This window comes from Plantibacter sp. RU18, from assembly GCF_050613355.1.
Classification (GTDB): Bacteria; Actinomycetota; Actinomycetes; order Actinomycetales; family Microbacteriaceae; genus Plantibacter.
This window is the reverse complement of the sequence record NZ_CP159618.1, coordinates 3,750,103-3,772,825: the sequence shown is the minus strand read 5'-3', so window position 1 is coordinate 3,772,825 and position 22,723 is coordinate 3,750,103. Positions and strand designations below refer to the sequence as shown.

18 protein-coding genes are annotated in these 22,723 nt (G+C 70.3%); 12 read left to right on the top strand and 6 right to left on the bottom strand.

Features of this window, described 5'->3' with window-relative positions; translation table 11 throughout:
• Positions 1–65: 65 nt before the first annotated feature.
• The 5 genes from ABMA10_RS17925 to ABMA10_RS17905 are packed head-to-tail and all read left to right on the top strand — an operon-like array spanning position 66 to position 5,545.
• Complete coding sequence (locus ABMA10_RS17925) at positions 66–1,175, top strand: Gfo/Idh/MocA family protein (RefSeq protein ID WP_347869262.1); 1,110 nt, start codon at positions 66–68, stop codon at positions 1,173–1,175.
• A complete protein-coding gene (locus tag ABMA10_RS17920; RefSeq protein ID WP_347869263.1) occupies positions 1,172–2,125 on the top strand; it encodes a PmoA family protein in 954 nt (317 codons plus the stop codon). Before ABMA10_RS17925 ends, ABMA10_RS17920 begins: the two co-directional genes overlap by 4 nt.
• Positions 2,122–2,925, top strand: coding sequence for a cupin domain-containing protein (locus tag ABMA10_RS17915; RefSeq protein WP_347869264.1), 804 nt, complete (start codon positions 2,122–2,124; stop codon positions 2,923–2,925). The genes ABMA10_RS17920 and ABMA10_RS17915 overlap by 4 nt, the downstream gene beginning before the upstream one ends.
• On the top strand, positions 2,922–4,268 hold the full coding sequence (locus ABMA10_RS17910) for a Gfo/Idh/MocA family protein (protein ID WP_347869265.1): 1,347 nt from the start codon (positions 2,922–2,924) through the stop codon (positions 4,266–4,268). The genes ABMA10_RS17915 and ABMA10_RS17910 overlap by 4 nt, the downstream gene beginning before the upstream one ends.
• A complete protein-coding gene (locus tag ABMA10_RS17905) occupies positions 4,265–5,545 on the top strand; it encodes a dienelactone hydrolase family protein (protein ID WP_347869266.1) in 1,281 nt (426 codons plus the stop codon). The genes ABMA10_RS17910 and ABMA10_RS17905 overlap by 4 nt, the downstream gene beginning before the upstream one ends.
• A gap of 106 nt (positions 5,546–5,651) precedes the next feature.
• On the opposite strand, the gene ABMA10_RS17900 is transcribed toward ABMA10_RS17905, so the two are convergent.
• From ABMA10_RS17900 to ABMA10_RS17885, 4 genes are read right to left on the bottom strand one after another with little or no spacing between them, the layout of a single operon-like run.
• Positions 5,652–7,133: an aldehyde dehydrogenase (NADP(+)) gene (locus ABMA10_RS17900; RefSeq protein WP_347869267.1), complete on the bottom strand. Its 1,482-nt coding sequence runs from the start codon at positions 7,131–7,133 to the stop codon at positions 5,652–5,654.
• Positions 7,134–7,191: 58 nt separating this feature from the next.
• Positions 7,192–8,319, bottom strand: coding sequence for a mandelate racemase/muconate lactonizing enzyme family protein (locus ABMA10_RS17895; protein WP_347869268.1), 1,128 nt, complete (start codon positions 8,317–8,319; stop codon positions 7,192–7,194).
• 2 nt (positions 8,320–8,321) lie between these two features.
• Positions 8,322–9,266 (bottom strand): 5-dehydro-4-deoxyglucarate dehydratase, encoded by a 945-nt coding sequence (locus tag ABMA10_RS17890; protein WP_347869269.1) that lies wholly within the window; start codon positions 9,264–9,266, stop codon positions 8,322–8,324.
• Positions 9,267–9,280: 14 nt separating this feature from the next.
• Positions 9,281–10,231 carry an NAD-dependent epimerase/dehydratase family protein gene (locus tag ABMA10_RS17885; protein ID WP_347869270.1) on the bottom strand — a complete coding sequence of 317 codons (951 nt, stop codon included), beginning with the start codon at positions 10,229–10,231 and terminating at the stop codon, positions 9,281–9,283.
• A gap of 113 nt (positions 10,232–10,344) precedes the next feature.
• Here ABMA10_RS17885 and ABMA10_RS17880 point away from each other — a divergent pair, with 113 nt between their 5' ends.
• From ABMA10_RS17880 to ABMA10_RS17865, 4 genes are read left to right on the top strand one after another with little or no spacing between them, the layout of a single operon-like run.
• On the top strand, positions 10,345–12,324 hold the full coding sequence (locus ABMA10_RS17880) for a DUF6807 family protein (protein ID WP_431030766.1): 1,980 nt from the start codon (positions 10,345–10,347) through the stop codon (positions 12,322–12,324).
• Positions 12,321–13,481: a Gfo/Idh/MocA family protein gene (locus ABMA10_RS17875; protein ID WP_431030765.1), complete on the top strand. Its 1,161-nt coding sequence runs from the start codon at positions 12,321–12,323 to the stop codon at positions 13,479–13,481. Before ABMA10_RS17880 ends, ABMA10_RS17875 begins: the two co-directional genes overlap by 4 nt.
• On the top strand, positions 13,478–14,608 hold the full coding sequence (locus ABMA10_RS17870; protein WP_431030764.1) for a M24 family metallopeptidase: 1,131 nt from the start codon (positions 13,478–13,480) through the stop codon (positions 14,606–14,608). The genes ABMA10_RS17875 and ABMA10_RS17870 overlap by 4 nt, the downstream gene beginning before the upstream one ends.
• A gap of 4 nt (positions 14,609–14,612) precedes the next feature.
• Positions 14,613–15,722: a glycerate kinase gene (locus tag ABMA10_RS17865; protein ID WP_347869274.1), complete on the top strand. Its 1,110-nt coding sequence runs from the start codon at positions 14,613–14,615 to the stop codon at positions 15,720–15,722.
• 122 nt (positions 15,723–15,844) lie between these two features.
• Here the strand turns inward: ABMA10_RS17865 and ABMA10_RS17860 are convergent, their stop codons facing one another.
• On the bottom strand, positions 15,845–17,275 hold the full coding sequence (locus tag ABMA10_RS17860; protein WP_347869275.1) for an FGGY family carbohydrate kinase: 1,431 nt from the start codon (positions 17,273–17,275) through the stop codon (positions 15,845–15,847).
• A gap of 153 nt (positions 17,276–17,428) precedes the next feature.
• Positions 17,429–18,619, bottom strand: a complete 1,191-nt coding sequence (gene xylA / locus ABMA10_RS17855) for a xylose isomerase (protein ID WP_347869276.1) — start codon at positions 18,617–18,619, stop codon at positions 17,429–17,431.
• 198 nt (positions 18,620–18,817) lie between these two features.
• Between xylA and ABMA10_RS17850 the strand changes: the two genes are divergently transcribed.
• The 3 genes from ABMA10_RS17850 to ABMA10_RS17840 all read left to right on the top strand — a co-directional run bounded on the left by ABMA10_RS17850 (position 18,818) and on the right by ABMA10_RS17840 (position 22,720).
• Entirely contained in the window at positions 18,818–19,876 is a 1,059-nt protein-coding gene (locus tag ABMA10_RS17850; protein ID WP_431030763.1) for a LacI family DNA-binding transcriptional regulator, read from the top strand.
• A gap of 203 nt (positions 19,877–20,079) precedes the next feature.
• Positions 20,080–21,270 carry a Gfo/Idh/MocA family protein gene (locus ABMA10_RS17845; RefSeq protein ID WP_347869278.1) on the top strand — a complete coding sequence of 397 codons (1,191 nt, stop codon included), beginning with the start codon at positions 20,080–20,082 and terminating at the stop codon, positions 21,268–21,270.
• Between the two features lie 139 nt (positions 21,271–21,409).
• A complete protein-coding gene (locus ABMA10_RS17840; RefSeq protein WP_431030762.1) occupies positions 21,410–22,720 on the top strand; it encodes an extracellular solute-binding protein in 1,311 nt (436 codons plus the stop codon).
• Positions 22,721–22,723: the final 3 nt, after the last annotated feature.

Genomic DNA, 22,723 nt, shown 5'->3' with positions numbered 1-22,723 from the left:
CGAGCAGGGTTCCGCCCCGAGCCTGTCGAGGGGCGCACACCCGACACACTCGATTGGACACACCCGTGAGCACCGAGCAGCACCGTCAGTACCGGACCCTGATCGTCGGGACCGGCGCCATCGCCGACGCGCACGCGGAGGCCATCGCCGCGCAGGGTGGTCGGGCCGCCGTCGTCGCCTGCGCCGATGTCAACCCGGATCGTGCAGCGACGTTCGCGTCACGCTGGGGCATCCCCACGGTCTACGCGAGCGTCGAGGAGGCGCTCGCGTCCGAGTCGCTCGACCTCGTGCACGTCTGCACACCGCCGGTCGCGCACCTCGCCGTCGCTGCCGCGGCGCTTGGCGCAGGCGTCATCCCGATCGTCGAGAAGCCGCCGGTGCGCTCCCTCGAAGAACTCGAGGAACTCGCCCGACTGGAACGTTCGACCGGGGTCCCGGTCGTCTCCGTCTTCCAGCAGCGCTTCGGTTCCGGTGCAGTGCGCCTGCGACGCCTGCTCGCCGAGGGCACCCTCGGCCGGCCGCTCCTCGCGCACTGCCACACGCTCTGGTACCGCGACGCCGACTACTTCGCCGTCCCGTGGCGCGGACGCTGGGACACCGAGGGCGGCGGCCCGACGATGGGGCACGGCGTCCACCAGTTCGACCTGCTGCTGTCGGTGCTCGGTCCGTGGCGCGAACTCGTGGCCGTGGCAGGGCGGCAGTCGAGGGACACCGAGACCGAGGACGTCTCGACGGCCATCGTCACCTTCGAGAGCGGCACCATCGCGACGATCGTCAACTCGGTCGTGTCCCCGCGCGAGACCAGTTCGCTGCGCTTCGACTTCGAGTACGGCTCGGTCGAACTCGACCATCTGTACGGCTACGGGGACGCCGACTGGCGGGTCACCGGACTCCCGGACGACCAGTCGGTCCAACTCGCGTGGGACGACGGCGAGCCGGAGGTGCGTAGCGGTCATGTCGCGCAGTTCGCGGCCGTCCTCGATGCCCTCGACCGCGGCGAACGTCCGCCCGTCGACCTCGACGAGGCCCGTTCGACGATGGAGCTCATCGCGGCGATCTACGCGTCCTCCTTCACCGGGCGTCGGATCACCCGTGGTGAACTCGCCCCGACCGACCCGTTCTTCTCGTCGATGCTCGGCAGCGGTGCACCGTGGCTCGAGACGGTGACACGATGAGCGCGCCGACCGCCCGCCCGGACGGCCCAGGGTTCGGGCTCACCCACGAGGTCGGTTCGGCGATCGTGGTGCACCTCGACGGTGTCGCGCTCGTGCGCTACACCTATGTCCCGGACACCGTGCAGCTGGAGTCGCCGAAGCCGTACCTGCACCCGGTCCGGACGACTGGCGGAGCGCTCGTCAGCCTGTTCCGCCCGCACGACCACGTCTGGCACAAGGGCATCGCCTGGTCCCTCCCGCACCTCGGCGACGACAACTTCTGGGGCGGACCCACCTTCACGGGCACCGACTATGAGCAGCTCGCCAACAACGGGCGCGCCGAGCACGTGGCCGTCACCGCCATCGAGGTCGACGACGCGCACGTGCGCTTCTCACACACGCTCGACTGGATCACTCAGGACGCCAGGCTCGTCGTCGCCGAGGAACGCACACTCGTCGCCCAGCGCGCCGGGGCGGACTGGGCACTCACCTTCGAGACGCGGATGCGCAACGTGTCCGGCGCCGACATCTCGATCGGCTCGCCGACGACGAAGGGACGTGACAATGCCGGCTACGGGGGACTCTTCTGGCGTGGCCCCCGATCGTTCACCGGCGGTACGCTGCACTCGCCGGACGGCAGCGGCGGCGAGGAGCTCCGCGGGTCCCGCCACGCCTGGATGGGCTTCACCGGTCTACACGATCAGACCGTCGATGCGTCGAGCATCGTGATCGTCGACGACGACTCGAACCCGAACCACCCACCGCAGTGGTTCGCACGCACCGAGCAGTTCGCCGGTCTCTGCCCGGCACCGTTCTTCAGCGAGGAACTGCCGTTCGCAGCCGGTGAGACGATCGTCTTCCGTTACGCGGTGGTCGTCGCGGACGGCGCCGCGAGCGGTGATCGCGCCGGGGAGCTCGCCGCACTCGGACGCGCGGCGCTCGCCGTGCCGATGCCGGTCGGTGTCCGATGAGCGCAGCGGGCCCGCAGCGACCCCGTCCAGGTTTCCCAGGCGGCACCGGCATCACGCGACTGGCCGTATGGGACGGCGTCTCCGTCGACGGGCTCGTCGGCGGTACTCCGCACCTGCACACGGTGTCGACGGAAGGATACGTCGTCACCGCGGGCTCGGGCGTCGCCCAGACGATCGACCGTGCCGGTTTCCGCGAGACACCGCTCGAGGTGGGCACCGTCCTCTGGTTCCCGCCCGGAACCGTGCATCGGGCGATCAACCACGGTGGACTCGAGATCGTCGTCGTGATGTCGAACTCGGGGCTACCGGAGGCGGGTGACGCCGTGATGACGTTCACGGATGAGATCCTGGCCGACCCTGCCCGCGAAGCCGAGGTCGGTTCGCCACCCGCCGCCGACGCCGATGACGCAGAGGCCGCCGACCGCATCACCGAGCGACGTGACGCCGCCGTCCACGGCTTCCTCGAACTGCGCGCCGCCGTCGCAACCGAGGGGCCGGTCGCCTGGGACCGGTTCGCAGCACGAGCGGCGGCACTCGTGCGCCCACGCATCGCACACTGGCGCGCCCACTGGGAGGCCACCGTCCTCCCGACCGTCGAGGACACCCGGACCCAGCTCGACCTCCTCGAGCGCGGCGACGCCTCGGGGATCGGCTCGCACCCCGTCGCGGTCGCGGCCCCCGCCCCGGGCGAGCGCCGCCGTGGCATGTGCGGCCTCATCCGCGCCTACGACGTGCACCCGGACCACGGGGAGATCGACGACGAGCTGCCAACGACGTCCAGGAAGGACACCGTCCCATGACCACGAACCGTGAACGCTACGCCCTCATCGGCACCGGACACCGGTCGCAGATGTACCTCGACGCCATCGCCGGGCCGCACGCCGACGTGGCCGAGCTCGTCGCCTGGAGCGACAGCAACCCAGGCCGCCTCGACCACTACGAGGGAGTGCTCACCGAGCGTGGCCTGCCACTTCCGGCCCGCTACGGACCGGACGATGTCGAGCGGCTCATCGAGGAGCAGCGGGTCGATCGCGTCATCATCACGACGCCGGACTTCACCCACGCCGAGATCGTGTCGCGGGCGCTCCTCGCCGGGGCCGACGTGGTGGTCGAGAAGCCGCTCACCATCGATCGCGAGGGTGTCGAACGGATCGCGGACGCCGTCGAACGGAGCGGCCGCAGGGTCATCACGACGTTCAACTACCGCTACAGCCCGCGCAACTCCGAAGTGCGGCGCATCGTGCAGGACGGTCGGATCGGGCGGGTGACGAGCGTCCACTTCGAGTGGGTGCTCGACACCGTGCACGGCGCGGACTACTTCCGCCGCTGGCACCGCGAGAAGGAACATTCCGGTGGCCTCCTGATCCACAAGGCGTCGCACCACTTCGACCTCGTGAACTGGTGGATCGATGCTCGGCCGGCGTCCGTCTACGCCTCGGGCGGCCTGCGGTTCTACGGTGACGAGAACGCGGCCGAGCGCGGCCTCGGCGCGCGGCCGGCACGTGGATCCGATCCGGACGACGCGACGGCCGCCGAACACGGCCGTTCCACGGATCCGTTCGCGCTCGACCTCCGCGACGATCCGCGCCTCGAATCGCTCTACCTCAAGGCCGAGCAGCACGACGGCTACCTGCGCGACCGCGACGTGTTCTCCCCTGGCATCAGCATCGAGGACAACCTCTCGGTCCTCGTCGACTACGACGGGGGTGCGACCCTCAGCTACTCACTGAACGCGCACGCGCCGTGGGAGGGCTACCGCGTGTCGATCAACGGCACGGAGGGACGGGTCGAGCTCGAGGTCGTGGAGCGTGCCGCCGTGCTCGTCGGCAGTGACGGGCGGGTCGTCCTGGACCCGAGCCTCACCGAGGACGGTGCCGATGCCGCTTCGGTGGTGCGCCCTCGCGGGGAACGCCTGATCCTGCAGCGGCACTGGGAGCAGGCGACGGAGATCGCCATCCCGGCAGGTGTCGGAGGCCACGGCGGCGGCGACGCCTTCCTGCTCCAGCATCTGTTCGACCGCGTGACCGAGGACGAGCTCGGGCGACCGGCCGGCTACGACGACGGGGTCCGCGCAATCTCCGTGGGCATCGCCGGCAACGAATCGCTGCTCACCGGACGCCCGGTGGCTACGATCGCACCATGAGCAGCGGCTCCTCGCCCACCCCACCCTCTACCGGCCCGACCCAGCTCGCCGGCCCGGCACTACTCATCGAGCCCGCCGCGCCCACCGAGCTGGTCGAGGTGCCGTCACCCGGCCGCGATCCAGGGCTGCGCGCTCTCGCCGCCGCCTCGGCGTCCCTCCCGCCCGGCGAGGCACTCATCACGACACGAGGCCGCCTGGCCGACGTCCTCGGACTCCTGCCGCGCCCGGCGCTCGCCGAAGTGGCCGAGCCCGTCGCGTCGTGGAGTCGTGACGGTGTCGACGGCGTGGAGCTGCGCTGGTCGACCGGCCACGGCGCGCCGACCGTGGCCTGGCTGCTGCGGCCCGCAGATGAACCGCGCACGCTGCCCGGCGTGCTCGCGCTGCACGACCACGGCGGCTTCACCCGCTTCGGTCGAGAGAAGCTCGCCGACGGTCCGGACGGTGTCCCCTCGTCGGAGGACGTCAGCCGTGCGGAGCTGCTGGCGTTCCGCAGGCGTTACTACGGCGGCCGTGCCGTCGCGTCGGATCTCGCGCGAGCCGGGTTCGCGGTCCTCGTGCCGGACGCGTTCGGGTGGGGTTCCCGTCGCACGCCGGATGCGGCTGTCGCCGAGCGGTTCCATCGCAGCGTCGACCTGCAGATCGCTGGCAGACGTGCGGAAGCCCAGCTCCGCGGCGCGGAGAGCGTCGACGTCTCGTCCGGGCAGCGCTCCGAGCTGCTCACTGCAGCGAACGAACCGCAGCTCGCGAAGGAACTCGGCGTGCTCGGCACCTCGTTGGCTGGACTCGTCCTCCGCGACGATCTCATCGCCCTCGACCATCTGGCGGCATCGCCGGGCGTGGCCGCCGATGCGATCGGATGCTTCGGACTGTCGGGTGGTGGAGCGCGAGCCGTCCTGCTCGCCGCGATGGAGGATCGAGTCAGGGCGTCGGTCGTCATCGCGATGATGTCGACCTTCGCAGCGGTCCTCGACGGCCACGCCGATCGGCACTCGTGGTCGTTCCTGTCGCCCGGATTGTCTCGGGTGGGCGACTGGCCGGAGCTCGCCGCCCTGCGTCCGTCGATGCCGTTGCTCGTGCAGTACGCGGAGCGTGACGAGCTGTTCGCGCCGGACGGTATGCGGGCCGCTCACGAGATCATCTCGCACCGGTACCGTGCCGCGGGGCTCGCGTCGGCGTACCTCGGAGCCTTCCACGATGCCCCGCACGCATTCACCGTGCCGATGCAGGCCGAGGCCGCCGCGTGGCTCGCTGCGGCACTCACACCGACGGCCCCCTGACACCTGCCCTGCACACAACTCCTGCTCGACGAACCGTCTCGTGTGAGGCCGGGCTCCTGGGCGGTGTTCACGAACGGATGGCAGGAGTTGTGCGCGTCGGGACCGGTCAGGCGCGCTCTGGCGCGGGCAGCTGGAGCACCCCGTCGACCCGCCGAGGGATGTCCAACGGGTTCGACTCGTGCAGCGCCTCCGGCAGCACCTGCTCCGGGGCGTCCTGGTAGACGATCGGGCGCTGGAAACGACGGACAGCCGTCGCGCCGACCGAGGTGTGCAGCGAGGTCGTCGCAGGCCACGGTCCGCCGTGGTGCTGCGCCCAGCCCACTGCGACACCCGTCGGCCAACCGCCGAACAGGACACGCCCGGCGATGGGCTCCAGCAGCGAGACCAACCCGGTGACGTCCTCGCCGGGCGCCGCATGGACGGTCGCGGTCAGCGCGCCGCCCACCTCCGCCAGGACAGCGTGCAGCTGCGCGTCGTCGTCGTACTCGATCACCAGCGTCGCTGGTCCGAAGACCTCCTCCAGCAGCACCTCCGGGGCGTCGAGCACGGTCGAAGCATGGGCCACGAGGACGGTCGGCACACCGGAATCGGAGGGAGCCGTGCCCCCGCCGAGGAGCGTGCGCACCCCGTCCTGTGCCGCTGCCCGCGCCGCGCCGTCGGCGAACGCCGCAGCGATCCCCGGCGTCAGCATGACACCCGGCACGGCATCTGCTGCCGCTGCCGCGACGCGCTCGGCGAATCCACTCCCACGCGGCGCGAGGACGATGCCCGGGTTGGTGCAGAACTGTCCGACGCCGAGGGTGAAGGATGCGGCGAGACCACTGGCGAGCCCGCTCGCTGCATCGTCCTCGAGCGCCGCGGCGGTGATGACGACCGGGTTCGTGCTCCCGAGCTCGCCGTAGAACGGGATGGGAGCCGGGCGTCCCGATGCGAGGTCGAAGAGCACTCGCCCGCCGGTGAGCGAACCGGTGAAGCCGACCGCTGTGATCGCGGGATGCTGCACGAGAGCGGTGCCCTGCTCGCGACCCTCGACGAGCGCGAAGGAACCGTCCGGGGCGCTGGCATCGCGCAGGGCCTCGACGACGATCGCCGCGGTGAGGCGGGAGAGCCGCGGGTGCGCGGAGTGCGCCTTCACGATGACAGGGCACCCGGCCGCGAGAGCAGAGGCGGTGTCGCCGCCCGCCACCGAGAATGCGAACGGGAAGTTGGAGGCGCTGAAGACGCCCACCGGCCCCGTCGGGCGCAGCAGACGACGTAACTCCGGCTTCGGTGGGGTGGCAGCCGGGTCTGCGTGGTCGATGACGGCCTCGAGGAACGCGCCCTCGCGCAACACCGCCGCGAACAGCCGGAGCTGACCGGTGGTGCGCGCCACCTCGCCGGTGAGTCGCGGCGTGCCGAGGTGGGACTCCTCATCGGCGATCGGCACGAGGTCTGCGACCCGGGAGTCGAGGGCGTCGGCCACCGCCTCAAGCCAGCGTGCGCGCGTCGTCGGCGAGGCTTGGGCGAGCACCGGTGCGGCGGTCGTGGCCGCTGCGGCGGCTTCGTCCACGGTGCTCGTGATGCTGGTCTCGGTGGCTGTACCGGTCATGCTGACTCCTCGGATGGCTGGCGGTGACGCTGGGCGTGTTCTGTGGTGGCGCGCTCGGTCACCGGGCGGTGGTGAGCGTCGGTTCGGTTACACCGTCTGCCGGAGTCCTCGCGGCGGTCGCTTCGTCCCGGATGACGAAGCCGAGGCCTGGACGCTCCTCGACGGTGAGCTCGGCGTTGTAGATGGTGACCGGACCGGGGGCGTCGATCGCCCCGATCGACACGAAGTCGGCGTCTTCGACATCCTCGATCTCCGTCGTCTGCGGCAGGGCGAGCGCGAGCTGCCCGGAGAGGTCGGGGAGCAGGTGAGGTGCGAGCGTGAGCCCGGCGGACTCGACGAGTTCGGCGATGGCGAGGAACGGTGTGATCCCACCCACCCGCACGACGTTGGGCTGGAGCACGTCGGCCACGCCGCGGTCGATGAGGTCGCGGAAGCGGTGGACGGTGTGCACGTTCTCGCCCATCGCGATCGGGACGGACGTGTGCTGTCGGAGCCGTTCGTAGCCGGCTGTGTCGTCTGAGCGCAAGAGCTCCTCGATCCAGGCGGGGGCGACGACACTCAGACGTTCGAGCGCGGGGACTGCGCGCATGAGATCCCAGCGCTGGTTGGCGTCGATCATGAGTCGGCGGTCCGGCCCGAGCAGCTCGCGCACCATGGTGACGCGGTCGACATCCTCGGCGATGTCGGGTTTGCCGACCTTGACCTTGACGGCATCGAAGCCGGCGGCGATCCAACGACCGACCTGCGCTGCGAGTTCGTCGGCGCTCAGATGGAGGTTGACGCCACTGCCGTACGCACGGACGGACGAGCGTCGTCGGCCGATGAGGTCGGCGAGTCCGAGGCCGGCTCGACGACCACGCAGATCCCAGAGGGCCGTGTCGAGTCCTGCGAGGGCGATCGTCGTGATGCCGCCGCCTCCGGCCTCGTGCAGCTGTGCCCAGAGCTGTGGCCAGAGGGCTTCGGCGTCGGTCGTGCGGCCGAGTGCGGCCTCGGTGATGTCGTGGTCGAGCAGCGCCTGCACCGCGTGCGCGCCGATCGTCGGCGTCCAGGTGAACCCGGCTCCCGCTGCACCCTCGTCGTCGATCACGTCGACCCGGACGAGATGCAGCCAGGGTGCCTCGGGAACCCACGGACGGGGCATCACGAACTGCGACAGCGTGGTGCGGACCGAGGTGATGTGCGGCATCGTCAGCGGCTTCCCGCGCCGACGACCGCGTGCTCGGCCACGAGGTCCGAACCGAGGGCGAGCAGCGCCTCCAGTCGCTCGGTCTGCTCGTGAGTCGGATCGACGAACGGCGACCTCACCGAGCCGACCGGTAGCCCACCCAGCCGGACGCCGGCCTTGATGAGCGACACGGCGAAGCCTGGCGTCTCGTCGCGCAGGGCGACGAGCGGGCGGTAGAACTCCCGCAGCAGCCGCTCCCGGAGGGGCTCGTCGTCGTCCGAGTATGCGCGGTAGAAGAGCGTCGCGAGCTCGGGCAGCATGGCGAACACCGCCGAGGAGTAGAGCGGGATGCCGATGCCCCGGTAGGCGGCCTGCGTCAGTTCCGCCGTCAGGAGGCCGTTGAAGAACGCGAAGTCGTCGCGACCCTCCTCGCGCACGGCGAGCACGATGTCCTGGGCGGCGGCGACATCGCCGATGCCGTCCTTGAATCCCACGATCTGCGGATTCCGGGCGAGCCGTCGCATCGTCTCCGTCGTGTACTTCGCGTTGTTGCGGTGGTAGACGATCGCCGGGAGGGACGTCGCCGAGAGCACCTCCTCGACGTAGCCCTGCAAGCCGTGCGCCGGGCCGGTCACGAGGTAGGGCGGCATGAGCAGGATCGCGTCGGCACCGGCGTCCTCGGCGGCGACCGCGAGCTCCTTGGCGATCGCGATGCCGCCGCCCGCTCCTGCGACGACGGGCACGGCGCCGTCGACGACCTCGACGGTGCGTCGCACGACCCGCGCTGCCTCGGCGGGTGACATGGCATGCAGCTCACCCGTGCCGCAGGCGGGGAACACGCCGCCCGGACGATGCGCCAGGCGGGTCTCGAGGTGCGTGGTGAGGAGGTCCAGTTCGACCTCGCCTGCACTGTCGAACGGGGTGATTGGGAAGTACAGGACGCCGTCGAAGGCGAGCGGTGCTGGCATGGTGGTGGTCCTCGTCATCGTGGAGTGGAGATGGATGCGGTGTCGCTTGCGGCGAGCACGTCGCGGAGTCGGGCGAACTCCGTCGGGCTGAGCGCCGACGGCCAGTGGTGCAGTGGTTGCCAGCCGAAGGCGTCCTTCGCCTTCGCGCTGCTGAACGCGGCCTCGTGGTCGGTGAGGTCGTCGGCGAACCCGGCGGTACTCGGGACGAGCGCCGGCAGGAGGTCCGACAGCGGTGCGAGCGCCAGCGCGTCGTCGGCTCCGACGAAGTAGACCTCGCCGGAGTGGCGGGCCTCGGCGTGGTCGAGCCAGGCTGTGACGAACCGGCCGGCGTCCCGGGCGTCGAGGTAGTTGTAGAGCGAGACGGCGGCGAGAGCCGGATCTGCGAGGCGGTCGACGATGGTGTGCCCCTGCTGCGTCGGCGCGCCCTCCCACTCCTCGGGCGAGACCACGAAGCAGGGGCGGAAGGCGCTGATGACGACGTCGGCGCCGTGAGCGCGGGCGAGCATCGAGACCGTCGACTCGATCGCGACCTTCGACAACGCATACGCGTTCCACGGCGCCGTCGGGTGCTCCTCCGTGATGGGGAGCGCGGTGGGCGTCCAACCGCCCGGTGCGCCGTAGCCGATGACCGTCGGACTGCTCGCGGCGAGCAGGCGGCTCGCCCCGGCGGCGATCCCGGCGGTGAGGGCTGTGAAAGCGAGCGACTGGTTGGTCGACAGGATGACGGGTTCCGGAGCGCTGAACGGCACGGCGATCGCGGCGAGGTGCACCACCGCCTCCGGGCGCAGGGACGCGAACAGTTCGTGGGTCGCGTCGTGGTCGAGGAGGTCGGCGACGCGGCCCTCGACGCCGGCGAGCCCTGGGTCGGTGCGGTCGACGGAGACGACGTGATGGCCGGCCGACGCGAGTTCTGTCGCGACACTCCGCCCGAGACGCCCCGCCCCGCCGGTGACGATGATGCGCATCACGATCCTCCAGAGTGGTGACTGGTTCCGGTGTCCCCGGAAACCGGTTTCTCGTGATCGACCCTATAGGATGAAAGGGCACAGCACCACCCGGCGCAGATGAACGAGGCCCCATGAGCAATCGGTTACCAAGAAATGGCGCCACGCCGACCATCTCCGACGTGGCGGCGCTCGCGGGCGTGTCCAAAGCCACCGTGTCGCGCGTGCTCAACGGCAAGGCGACGGTCGACCTCGTCATCACCGACCGGGTCATCGCCTCGGTGGACGAGCTCGGCTACCGCCCGAGTGCCCTCGCCCGCGGTCTCTCGCTCGGCCGCACGAACACGGTCGGCGTCGTCGTCCCCGACCTCGAGAACCCGATGTTCCAGGAGATCCTGCGGGGTGTCACACGTGCGGCCGCTGCGGACGGCTACCGCGTGCTCGTGACCGACACCGAGGAGGACGCCGCCGACGAAGCAGCGGCGGCGAGGGAAGCGCGCCGTCGGTGCGACGCCATCGTCCTGTGCTCGCCACGGCTGGCCGAGGCCGAACTCCGGGCGCTCGTCGAGGAGTTGCATCCCGTGGTCCTCGTCAACCGGGAACTCGACGGTTCGCCGGTCCCTTCCGTCTCGATCGACTACGCGAGCGGCATGGAGGCCGTGCTCACCGAACTCCACACGCTCGGCCACCGCCGCGTCCTGTATCTCGCCGGTCCGGCGGCGAGCCAGGGCGACCGACTCCGACGCATCGGCATCACCCGCGCTCGCGCAACCCATGGCCGACTCGAGGTCGAGATCATCGGTTCCGGCTCAGCTCTCGCCGATGGCGCCGCCTCGGTCGAGGAGGTCCGCCGGAGCCAGGCGACCGCGGTCGTCGCGTTCAACGACCTCGTCGCCCTCGGGCTGGTCTCCGCCCTGCGGCGCGTGGGCGTCGCCGTCCCCGCGCAGCTCAGCGTGGTCGGCTTCGACGACATCCCGTTCGCCGCGTTCTCGGTACCAGCGCTCAGCACGGTCTCCGTGCCCCGCCGGGAGCTCGGAGCCGAGGCGTGGACAAGGCTCCACGACACGATCGGCGGAGCGACGGGCGGTCATCCGCTGGTGTTCCGCCCGCGGTTCGTGGCCCGGGACAGCGCCGCCGCCGTCGCTCCCGCCAGGACGCGTTGGGAGACGGTCCTGCCTGAACCCGGCGTTGCCGACGGTGCCGCCGGGCCCGCGCTGCTCGCTCGCATCGATGCCGACGACGTCGTGGCCCTGCACGACGGCACCGACCTCCCGCCGCAGGACGCTCCACGTCCCTTCGCCCACCCGATCACCTCACTCGCCGGTCGGATCGTCACGGAGCGGGCTCCCGCCGACCACCCGCATCACCTCGGACTCTCGTTCGCCGTCGCCGTCGCCGACGTCGACGGCACCTCCTACTGGGGCGGCCGCACCTACCTGGCAGATCGGGGGTCGACGATGCTCGACAACCACGGCACCCAGCGCGTCCGTCAGTCCGACATCCACGGGCACAGCCTCCACCAGGAACTCGACTGGGTGGGGGCGGACGGCGCCATCCAGCTCGTGGAGGATCGCACGACCGTGGTGTCGGAGATCGCCGTGCCGAGCACCGCGGCAGCGGATGGCGACCCGCGCGCGGTACGGATCACGGTGTCGAGCACCCTGGAGTGCTCCGCGGGCCCGGTGAGCATCGGCTCACCGGCCACGAACGGTCGCGAGGGCGCCGGCTACGGAGGCTGGTTCTGGCGGATGCCTGCCGGGGTGCCGCGGAGGGTCTTCAGCGCAGCGGGACCAGGGGAGGAGACCGCTCACGGCTCACGCGCAGCATGGCTCGTCTTCGTCCTGGACGCCGGCGCTGCCGGCGCTCACCCGGTCAGCGTCCTCTTCCGCCAGCCCGCCGCGGCGACGTTCCCGTGGTTCGTGCGCGCTGCGGAATACCCGGGCGTCGGGGTGTCACTCGCGTCCGTCACCCGCACGATCGTCTCGCCGGGTTCTCCGCTCGTCACCGCACTCGACGCGGTCGTCGTGGACGGCCCGCTCGACGCGGAACAGGCCGACACGATCCACCGGACGCTGCTCGCGGCCGAGGCGAGCGCAGCAGGGAGCCCCGCATGAACCCCCACTCCGCCGAATCCGCCCCCGCCGTCGTGGTGGTCGGCATCCATGGACACGGTGCCACCCATGTCGAAGCGGCGAGAGCGCTCGTCGCCACAGGCGCGATCAGCCTCGGTGGGCTGGTCGACCGTGTCTTCACCGACGCCGACCGCGCAGCGGGTGATGCTCCGCTGTTCACCTCGCTCGACGACTGCCTCGCCGCTGTCCAAGCCGACGTCGTCATCCTCTCCACACCGATCCACACCCACCTCGAGCTCGCCGTGACGGCTCTCGAACACGGCGCGGACCTCCTCCTTGAGAAACCTCCCGTCACCTCGAACGACGAACTCGATCAGCTGCTCGCGGTCGCCGAACGCACGGGTGGGCTCGTCCAGGTCGGCTTCCAGAGCCTCGGTTCCCGAGCGATCCCTGAGATCGAGTCCCGTGTGGGCTCCGGCGAGATCGGAGCGGTGACGGCGATCGAAGCGACCGGCACCTGGGTCAGGACGGTCGGGTACTGGACCCGCGCGGCCTGGTCCGGTCGGCGCCTGCTCGACGGCGTCCCGGTGGTCGACGGCGTCGTCACGAATCCGCTCGCCCACGCGGTGCAGACGATGCTCCGGCTCGGCGGGACGACGGATCGGGCGGCACTCGCGTCGATCGAGCTCGACCAGTACCGTGCGAACACCATCGAGGCCGACGACACCTCGGTCGTCCGTGTCACGCCACGGAGCGGTCCGATCATGACGGCTGCGCTCACCCTGTGCGCCGAGGAGACGACCGATCCCGTTGTGACGGTCCGCGGAGAGCGCGGATCGATCAGGTTCCTGTACACCCGCGACCTCGTCGAGGTGGTGGTGGACGGCGAGACGGTGAGTCGTTCGGCCACCGGTCGGATCGGTCTGCTGGACGACCTCCTGCGTGCCCGTCGTGACCTCCGGGCCGGGCACGCGGCGCGTCTCGTGAGCTCCCTCGCGGATGCGTCGGCATTCACGGCCATCCTCGACGCCGTCCGGTCGGCCCCGGCCCCCTCCGTCATCGCCGAACACTTCGTCGACTGGCGGGGAAGCGGCGACGACCGACGCCCCGTGATCCCCGGCATCGAGGCGTTCGTGGCTGCCGCCGCGTCGACCGCGAGCACCTTCGCCGAACTCGGAACCCCGTGGAGCCGCAGATGAGACCCTCGACCACGCCTTCGACCTCGACCTCGACCCCAGCCGCGCGCGCGGCCGTGACCACGACCGCGCGCGTCGAGCACGGAGGACGCCCGGCACCTGATGAGGCCGACCGACGCCGCAAGCACGAACGGGTCATCACGCTCCTCGAGTCTCGTGGCGCTCACTCGCTGATCCTGCGATCCGCCGCGGCCATCAGCTGGTATCTCGACGGTTCGAGGGTGCACGTCAGCCTCGCCGCAGACCCGATCGTCGCGGTCGTCGTCTCCCTGGACGACGCCTGGCTCGTCGCGACGTCGAACGAGGTCGATCGCCTCCGCACGGAGGAGCTCCCGGACATCCGCATCGTGACGGTGCCCTGGCACCCGCCGATCGGCTCCGTGCTGCCCTCGGGACACGGGGTGCTCGAGGAGTCCGAGGTCGCCGAGGGCATCCGTGCGGTGCGCGCTTCGCTGTTGCCGGCGGAGATCGCCAGGTTCCGATCGCTCGGACGGGAGGCCACGACGTCACTCGAAGCGCTCGTCGAGGGTGTCGAGGAGTCCTGGACCGAGCGTGCGGTCGCCGCAGAAGCGGCGTCCGGACTCGTGGCTGCCGGGATCGACCCCCTCGTCCTCCTCGTCGCGGGTTCGGAGCGCCTCGCCCACCGGCACCCCCTTCCGACCGAGGGGGAGCTCGGCGCCCGTGCGATGGTGGTCGTCTGTGGGCGACGCGACGGGCTCATCGTCAACGTGACCCGCTGGTTCGATGCCGGCGGGGCACCGGCAGAGCCGTTCGCCTCGGACATGCGCAGGATCCGGGCCGTGGAGCGCGCCTACCTGGATGCCACCGTCCCGGGGGCGTCGCTCGGCGGTATCCTGCGGATCGGTAGTGCCGCGTACGCGGAGCAGGGCTTCGCACCGGACGAGTGGACGAAGCACCACCAGGGCGGAGCAGCCGGGTATGCGGGCCGCGATCCGCGGGCCACGCCGGGTGCGACGGATGAGGTCCAGCTCTGGCAGGCGTTCGCCTGGAACCCCACCGCACCCGGCGTCAAGGTCGAGGAGACCGTGCTCGTGACGCCGTCGGGGCTCGAGGTCCTCACGACGTCGGCGGCGAAGGCCGCGGATGTCGAGGCTCCCGTGGCAGGCTGAACGGATGCACACCGTCGTCATCGCACCAGACTCGTTCAAAGGAACCGCCGAGGCCGCCGAGGTGGCTGCAGCGATCGCCGAGGGTTGGCGGTCGGTCCGTCCCCACGACGAGCTGCGGCTGCTGCCCATGGCAGACGGCGGCGAGGGGACCCTCGACGCGTTCGCCGTCGCCGTCCCAGGGGCGGTCCGCCACTCGGTGACGGTGACGGGTCCGGTCGGCGACCCGGTCGACGCCTCCTGGCTCGAACTCCCGAATGGCACGGCCGTGGTCGAGCTCGCCCAGACCAGCGGCCTCACGCTCCTCGATCCATTGCAGCCGTTCGCGGCACAGACATCCGGATTCGGCCAGGCGATCGCCGCGGCGCTGGATCACGGTGTCGATCGACTGCTGCTCGCCATCGGCGGCAGTTCGAGCACGGACGGTGGCGCCGGGCTGCTGACGGCGCTGGGTGCCCGGCTGCTCGACGCGGACGGGCAGGAGATCGCACCGGGCAACGCCGGCCTGGCTGCGCTCGACGCGATCGACCTCTCCGGGCTTCGACCGCTGCCTGCTGCCGGCGCCGTCATCCTGAGCGACGTCAACAACCCGTTGCTCGGCGGACGCGGCGCTGCAGCCGTGTTCGGGCCGCAGAAGGGCGCATCACGTGCAGACGTCGCAATGCTCGATGCGAACCTGGCGAGACTCGTCGAGCGTGCGGGTGTGGCGCTCACCGTCGACCGTTCTGCTGTCGCGGCGGCGGAGCGCGGTTCGGGTGCCGCCGGCGGCGCGGGTTACGGACTCCTGCTGTGGGGAGCGACGACGGCATCCGGTGCGAGCGGTGTCGGCGATGCGATCTCCCTCCCGGGGGCTGCCGCGGCGGCGACGATCGTGATCACCGGCGAGGGCCGCTACGACGACCAGACGGCCGACGGCAAGGTGGCCTCCTACGTCGCCGGGCTCGCGCCCGGCAGGGCGATGCTCGTCGCCGGGGCGATCCAGGCGCCGACCGATGAATCCTTCGTCGCCGCTGCCTCACTCACCGAGCTGGCCGGTGGCGTCGAGAGAGCAATGGCGGAGCCGCTCGTGTACCTGCAGACCGCAGGCGCAGTGCTCGCCGAATCCCTCCAAGACTGACCCGATGTGTTCATCAGAATTCAGGGAATCTGCGCCGTGTGAGCCTCAGATGTCCGATTCCCGCCGGAAATCGGGCTGATCCGGGCCTACCCGGCCAGGATTCCCTGAATTCTGAAGTGCGGTCAGCGGTGGCGGGCGGCGTACTGCTCGCGAGCGATGCCGGGAGGTGTCGCCGCGGCGGCAGCGGACGGTGCGGCATCGACGCCCTCGACCGCCCAGTTCGGGCGCTCCCCGGTCAGCGCCCATGCAGCCTGCACGGCACCGCCGTCGGCGACGTACTCGCCGGGAGCCGGCACGACGACGGGTACAGCGAACACGTCGCGAGCGATGGTCTGCACGGCCGGGTTCTGTGCGGCTCCGCCGATGAGCAGGATCCGCTCGGCCACCACACCCTGCGACAGCACTGCGTCCAGACCATCGGCGAGCCCGCAGAGCAGACCTTCGATCGCAGCTCGGGCCAGACCTACACGGGTCGTCGATTCGAGCGTCATCCCGAACAGGGTCGCCGTCGCGTCGGGCAGGTTCGGGGTGCGCTCTCCCTCGAAGTACGGCTGCAGGACCAGCCCGCGCGCGCCCGCCGGCGCCGAGAGCGCGAGTCGGCCGAGCTCAGCGTGGTCGACGCCCAGGAGAGCCGCCACCGCGTCGAGGATGCGGGCAGCGTTGAGCGTCGCGATGAGGGGGAGGAACGCGCCGTCTGCAGAGGCGAATCCGGCGACCGTGCCCGAGGCGTCGCGGATCGGGGACGGCGTAACGGCGAACACGGTCCCGCTCGTCCCGATCGACACGACGACGTCGCCGGCGGTCGCTCCCAGACCGAGGGCCGCACCCGCATTGTCGCCGGCCCCTGGTCCGATGATGGTGTCCGCGCCGACGGGCCCGCCCACGACGCCGGAGCCGGCGGACTCGCCGGGGCCGAGCACTCTCGGGAGGATGGCGTCGTGGCCGAGAGCCGCGACGAGCAGTTCGCGGTCGTAGTCGCCGTCGGCGGGCGACCAGTAGCCCGTGCCTGAGGCGTCGGAGCGATCGGTCGTCAGCTCGTCGAGGTCGGCACCGTGCAGGCTGTCTTCGGCAGGACCGAAGCCGCGCAGTCGCCAGCTCAACCAGTCGTGGGGGAGCGCCACGGCGGCGACCTCGGCGGCGTTCGCGGGTTCGGCGTCACGCAGCCAGCGGAGCTTCGTGATGGTGAAGGACGCGACCGGGACGCAGCCGGTGCGTGCTGCGAGCTCTGCAGCGCCGAACTCGGCGATGAGGTCCGCTGCAGCACCGGCGCTGCGGGTGTCGTTCCACAGCAGAGCCGGCCGGATGACGCGGCCGTCGACGTCGAGCGCGACCATGCCGTGCTGTTGCGCGGCGACCGAGACGGCAGCCACGTCGGCGAGTCCACCGGCGGCGTCGGCCGCTTCGAGGAGCGCCTCCCACCAGGCGGCGGGGTCGACCTCGGTGCCCGCGGGGTGCGATGCGCGCCCCTCTCGCACGAGCGCGCCGGTGTCGGCGTCACGGATGACGACCTTGCAGCTCTGCGTGGACGAATCGATACCGGCGACGAGCGTCATCGCTGTCCCTTTCGGAGTGATGTTGGCTGACGTACGGATGCAGAATTCAGGGAATGTTCGCGCGGAACGGCGTCCCGGGTCCGAATCCTCGCGGAAATCGGACGCGGGACGCCATCCTGGCCGATATTCCCTGAATTCTGCAGAGGGTGAGGGCTAGCGTGCGCCCATGAGGTGGTCGACCGCGAGCTGCTGGAGACGCACGAAGCCGAAGCCCTTCCCGCCGAAGTAGGCGTCGGCGTCGAAGTCCTCGTAGGAGGAGCGGTCGGCGAGTAGCTGCTCCACCGTCTCACCCGGGTGCAGCGTCGGCGCTCGCAGCTCGGGCACGCGGGCGGCTGCGAGGGCTTCCTGTACCTCGGGGTCTGCGCGGAACGCGTCTGCGCGCTCCTTGAGCAGCAGGTACATGCGCATGTTGGCGGCTGCGGAGTCCCACACGCCCGTGATGTCCTCGGTGCGGCTCGGCTTGTAGTCGAAGTGACGCGGGCCGTCGTAGGCGGGGCCACCGCCCACGCCACCGTGCTCGAGGAGGTCGACGAGGGAGAACGCGTTCTGCAGGTCGCCGTGCCCGAAGACGAGGTCCTGGTCGTACTTGATACCGCGCTGGCCGTTGAGGTCGATGTGGAACAGCTTGCCCTGGTACAGCGCCTGGGCGATACCCGCGGTGAAGTTCAGGCCCGCCATCTGCTCGTGCCCGACCTCGGGGTTGATGCCGACGAGTTCCGGACGCTCCAGGGTCTCGATGAACGCCATCGCGTGGCCGAGCGTGGGCAGGAGGATGTCGCCACGCGGCTCGTTGGGCTTCGGCTCGATCGCGAAGCGGATGTCGTAGCCCTTGTCGGTGACATAGTCGCCGAGGAAGTTGACGGCCTCGCGGTAGCGCTCGAGCGCAGCCTGGACGTCCTTCGCGGAGTCGTACTCGGCGCCCTCACGGCCGCCCCACATGACGAAGGTCTTGGCTCCGAGTTCTGCGGCGAGATCGAGGTTGCGCAGGACCTTGCGGAGGGCGAAACGACGGACGGCACGGTCGTTCGAGGTGAAGCCGCCGTCCTTGAAGACGGGAGCGCTGAACAGGTTGGTGGTGACCATCGGCACGATGATGCCGGTGTCGGCCAGTGCCTGCTTGAGGCGGTCGATCTGCTTCTGGCGGGCGGCGTCCGTGGAGCCGAACGCGAACAGGTCGTCGTCGTGGAAGGTGAGGCCGTACGCGCCGAGCTCGTTCAGGCGGGTGACGGCCTCGACCACGTCGAGGTCTGGGCGGGTCGGCCCACCGAACGGGTCGGTTCCGTTGTAGCCGATGGTCCAGAGGCCGAAGGAGAACCGATCGGCTTTGGTGGGGGTGAGGCTCATGCGTGCAGTCCTTCAGCATCGTTGGCGAGTGAGTGATTTGTTGTTAATCACAACTTATAGTCGAGAGTAGCAGAAAGCCCGGCCGCAGTCACGGGTCCGGCCGTGGCCTCCTGGCACGAAATGTTTCGCTACGATGTGTTTAACTTCTCGACGCGGAGACGGCTGCCGGCCGTGGTGTCGGGCGAACGGAGAGTCGATATGGGCGACACGGCGACAAGCGACGACCTGACTGCGCAGGCGGCCGGCGCGGGCGGGCGCGCGACCCTCTCCCGTATCGCCCGCGAGGCCTCCGTCTCCGTCTCGACTGCATCGAAGGTGCTGAACGGCCGGCCGGGTGTCTCCCCGGACACCCGCGAGATCGTCGAGCAACTCCTCGACCGGCACGGCTACAGTCGGCGCGGCGGCGAACTCGCGCAGGGCTCTCTCATCGAGCTCGTCTTCGAGTACATCGACAGTTCGTGGTCGCTCGAGATCATCCGCGGGGTCGAGAAGGTCGCCAGGCAGCACGGCATGAGCGTGACCCTCACCGAGACGGGCAAGCGGGGCTCGACCGGCGAAGGCTGGGTCGAGAGCATCATCTCGCGGAAGCCGGTCGGCGTGATCCTCGTCTTCTCCGATCTGGACCCGGCGTACCGGCGGCAGCTGCACACCCGGAACATCCCGGTCGTGGTCGTCGATCCAGCCGGGGATCCGGGGCCGGAGGTGCCGGCGATCGGCTCCACCAACTGGTCGGGCGGCATGGCGGCGACGCGGCACCTGATCGAGCTCGGGCATCGGCGGATCGGCGTCATCGCGGGGCCGATGGACCTCATGTGCTCCCGGGCGAGGGTGTCCGGGTACCGCTCGGCGCTCGAGGAGGCCGGGCTACCGCTCGACGAGGCGATCCTGCGACGCGGGGAGTTCGTCCCCGAGGCCGGACGGGTGCTCGCGCTCGAGCTGCTCCAGCTGGAGGACCGGCCGACGGCGATCTTCGCCGGGAACGACATGCAGGCCTTCGGTGTGTACGAGGCTGCTCGTTCGCTCGGGATATCCATCCCGGAGCAGCTGTCGGTCGTCGGATACGACGATGTGCCGCCCGCCCGATGGGTGGGGCCCGCCCTCACGACCATCCGGCAGCCGCTCATCGAGATGGCCGAGGAGGCGACGCGCCTGGTCCTGAAGCTCCGATCGGAGACGGTCGACAACGTCCGCCTCGACCTTGCCACGTCCCTCGTCGTCCGAGGCTCGACCGCTCCACCCGCCCGACCCGCTGCCTGAGTCCGCGGACGTCACGATCGGATCGACGGCGGCGGGCTCATCGGCGGGACGGTGATCGGCGACGTCAGTGTGGAAAAGTTTCCAATGCGGGAGGGAGAACTTGCGAGATCGAGCGAGGCGGGGCTAACTTCGGGGCACACGCAGCGAAGCGACTCGGAACCCCGAGGACCGCGACTGCGCGAGCATCCTCAGGAGCATCGCAGATGAGTGCAGGGCAGCGTTCGGAACTCCGGGTCGCGATGATCGGCTACGGCTTCATGGGCGCAGCGCACTCGCAGGCGTGGCGCACGGCACCGCGCTTCTTCGAGCTCGACGCCGAACCCGTCATGGCGACGATCGTCGGCCGGAATCCCGAAGCGCTGGAAGCCGCCCGCGTGAAGTTCGGCTGGGCAGCCTCCTCCACCGACTGGCGCACCGTGATCGCCGACCCGGCCATCGACATCGTCGACATCTGTACGCCGGGCTCCTCCCACGTCGAGATCGCGATCGCCGCGCTCGAAGCCGGGAAGCACGTGCTCTGCGAGAAGCCGCTCGCGAACACCGTCGAGGAGGCCGAGCTCATGGTCGCCGCGGCGGAGGCGGCGACGAGCAGGGGAGTTCGCTCGATGGTCGGCTTCAGCTACCGACGGGTCCCGGCCATCGCCTACGCCCGCCAGCTCATCGCCGACGGTGCGCTCGGTGATGTCCGCCAGGTCCGTGCGCTCTACCTGCAGGATTGGTTGAGCGACTCCGAGGGGCCGATGACCTGGCGTCTCGACAAGGAGCAGGCCGGTTCCGGTTCGCTCGGCGACATCGGCGCGCACGCCATCGACCTCGTGCAGCACCTGACCGGCTCGCACCTCGATTCCGTGAGCGGCACACTCGCGACCTTCGTGACGGAGCGTCCGTTGCTCGGCGAGACCGTCGGTCTGAGCGGCACGGCGTCCGAGGAGCGCGGCCAGGTCACGGTCGACGACGCGGCCTGGTTCACGGCCAGGCTCACCGGCGGCTCTGCGGAGGGGGCGATCGGCGCCTTCGAGGCCACCCGCTACGCGACGGGCCGCAAGAACGCGCTGCGGATCGAGCTGAGCGGTTCGCGCGGGGCCATCGCCTTCGACCTCGAATCGATGAACGAGCTCGAGGTGTACGACGCGACAGCACCCGCCGGTAAGCAGGGCTTCACCCGCATCATCGTGACCGAGCCGGAGCACCCGTACATGGCCGCGTGGTGGCCGACGGGTCACGGGATCGGTTATGAGCATCCGTTCTCCCACCAGGTCCGTGACCTCGTCGAGGCGATCACCACGGGGCGCGACCCGGAGCCGTCCTTCGCCGAGGGCCTCCAGGTGCAGCGCGTCCTGCGCGCCGTCGAACAGAGCGCCGCCCACGGGAGCGCCTGGACCCGCACTGACTGACCGACCGTCCTCCACAGGCGCCACCCGGACACCCGGCGCAGCTCTCCGGGACCGACCGCCGAACCAGCGGTCCGGCGCCACCCACACTGAACGAATGTCCCGCATCACCAGCAGCAGCACCCACCAAGGAGAGAATGCAATGACGCTTCGTACCTCTACCCGCCGACGCACGAGACTGGCAGCAGTCGCGCTCGGCGTCACCGCCCTCATGCTGGGCGCCACCGCATGTTCGAGCGGCGGAGGCGCCGCCGCCGGCAGCGCCACCCTCTGGGGCCTCATCGGCACCGACGAGGACACCGTCCTCGGCCCGTCGCTCAAGGAGTGGAACGGCGCCAACGCCGACGGGCAGGTCGCCGCGACCTACTTCCAGAACGACGCCTACAAGACGAAGATCCGCACCGCCGTCGGCGCGGGCAGCGCCCCGACCATCATCTACAGCTGGGCGGGCGGCACGCTGAACTCCTATGTCGACGCCGGCAAGGTCGCCGACATCACCGCCGAGACGGCCGACGCCAAGGGTAAGTTCCTCGAGTCCGTCTGGAACCAGGGAGTCGTCGACGACAAGGTGTACGCGGTGCCGATGAACGCCACCACACCGATCATGTTCTACTACAACAAGGATGTGCTCGACGCTGCCGGCGTCGACGTCCCCACCACCTTCGACGAGATCGTCGATGCCATCCCGAAGCTCAAGGCCGCGGGTGTCGCACCGTTCTCCCTCGCCGGTGCCTCCAAGTGGCCGTCACTCATGTGGGAGGAGTACCTCGTCGATCGCGTCGCCGGGCCCGAGGCCTTCAACAAGGTGATGGCCGGTGAAGCGGACGCGTGGAGCGACCCCGGCATCATCGAGGCGAACACGAAGATCCAGGACCTCGTGAAGGCCGGCGCATTCGTCGACGGGTTCGCCTCGGTCACAGCGGACAGCAATGCCGATGTCGCGCTCCTGTACACGGGCAAGGCCGCGATGATGCTCCAGGGTGCCTGGGTCATGACGACGTTCAAGCAGCAGGCGGCCGAGTTCGCCGAGAAGGGCCTCGGCTACACGACCTTCCCGGCGGTCGAGGGTGGCAAGGGCGACCCGTCGAACATCGTCGGAAACCCCTCCGGCTACTTCTCGATCTCCTCGGCGGCGAGCAAGGAGCAACAGGCGAGCGCGGTGAAGTACCTCACCGACGGCGTCTTCGACGACGGGTACATCGACCGCATGGTCGAGGCCGGGCAGGTGCCGCCGATCACCGGCATCGACGACCAGATCGCGAAAGCCGGCGGCGACTTCGGCACGACCGTCTACGACTTGTCGAAGAACGCCAAGAACTTCCAGATGTCATGGGACCAGGCGCTCCCGCCGGCACAGGCGACCGCGCTGCTCACGAACCTCGACCAGCTCTTCAACCTGCAGATCACCCCGCAGGAGTTCTCCGACAACATGAACAAGACGATCGGTCAGTGATTC

Bases quoted from the DNA above. Each gene is read 5' to 3' on its own strand.
- ABMA10_RS17920 (WP_347869263.1), top strand. From the start codon at position 1,172: ATGAGCGCGCCGACCGCCCGCCCGGACGGCCCAGGGTTCGGGCTCACC.
- ABMA10_RS17915 (WP_347869264.1), top strand. From the start codon at position 2,122: ATGAGCGCAGCGGGCCCGCAGCGACCCCGTCCAGGTTTCCCAGGCGGC.
- ABMA10_RS17910 (WP_347869265.1), top strand. From the start codon at position 2,922: ATGACCACGAACCGTGAACGCTACGCCCTCATCGGCACCGGACACCGG.
- ABMA10_RS17905 (WP_347869266.1), top strand. From the start codon at position 4,265: ATGAGCAGCGGCTCCTCGCCCACCCCACCCTCTACCGGCCCGACCCAG.
- ABMA10_RS17900 (WP_347869267.1), bottom strand. From the start codon at position 7,133: ATGACCGGTACAGCCACCGAGACCAGCATCACGAGCACCGTGGACGAA.
- ABMA10_RS17895 (WP_347869268.1), bottom strand. From the start codon at position 8,319: ATGCCGCACATCACCTCGGTCCGCACCACGCTGTCGCAGTTCGTGATG.
- ABMA10_RS17890 (WP_347869269.1), bottom strand. From the start codon at position 9,266: ATGCCAGCACCGCTCGCCTTCGACGGCGTCCTGTACTTCCCAATCACC.
- ABMA10_RS17885 (WP_347869270.1), bottom strand. From the start codon at position 10,231: ATGCGCATCATCGTCACCGGCGGGGCGGGGCGTCTCGGGCGGAGTGTC.
- ABMA10_RS17880 (WP_431030766.1), top strand. From the start codon at position 10,345: ATGAGCAATCGGTTACCAAGAAATGGCGCCACGCCGACCATCTCCGAC.
- ABMA10_RS17875 (WP_431030765.1), top strand. From the start codon at position 12,321: ATGAACCCCCACTCCGCCGAATCCGCCCCCGCCGTCGTGGTGGTCGGC.
- ABMA10_RS17870 (WP_431030764.1), top strand. From the start codon at position 13,478: ATGAGACCCTCGACCACGCCTTCGACCTCGACCTCGACCCCAGCCGCG.
- ABMA10_RS17865 (WP_347869274.1), top strand. From the start codon at position 14,613: ATGCACACCGTCGTCATCGCACCAGACTCGTTCAAAGGAACCGCCGAG.
- ABMA10_RS17860 (WP_347869275.1), bottom strand. From the start codon at position 17,275: ATGACGCTCGTCGCCGGTATCGATTCGTCCACGCAGAGCTGCAAGGTC.
- xylA (WP_347869276.1), bottom strand. From the start codon at position 18,619: ATGAGCCTCACCCCCACCAAAGCCGATCGGTTCTCCTTCGGCCTCTGG.
- ABMA10_RS17850 (WP_431030763.1), top strand. From the start codon at position 18,818: ATGGGCGACACGGCGACAAGCGACGACCTGACTGCGCAGGCGGCCGGC.
- ABMA10_RS17845 (WP_347869278.1), top strand. From the start codon at position 20,080: ATGAGTGCAGGGCAGCGTTCGGAACTCCGGGTCGCGATGATCGGCTAC.
- ABMA10_RS17840 (WP_431030762.1), top strand. From the start codon at position 21,410: ATGACGCTTCGTACCTCTACCCGCCGACGCACGAGACTGGCAGCAGTC.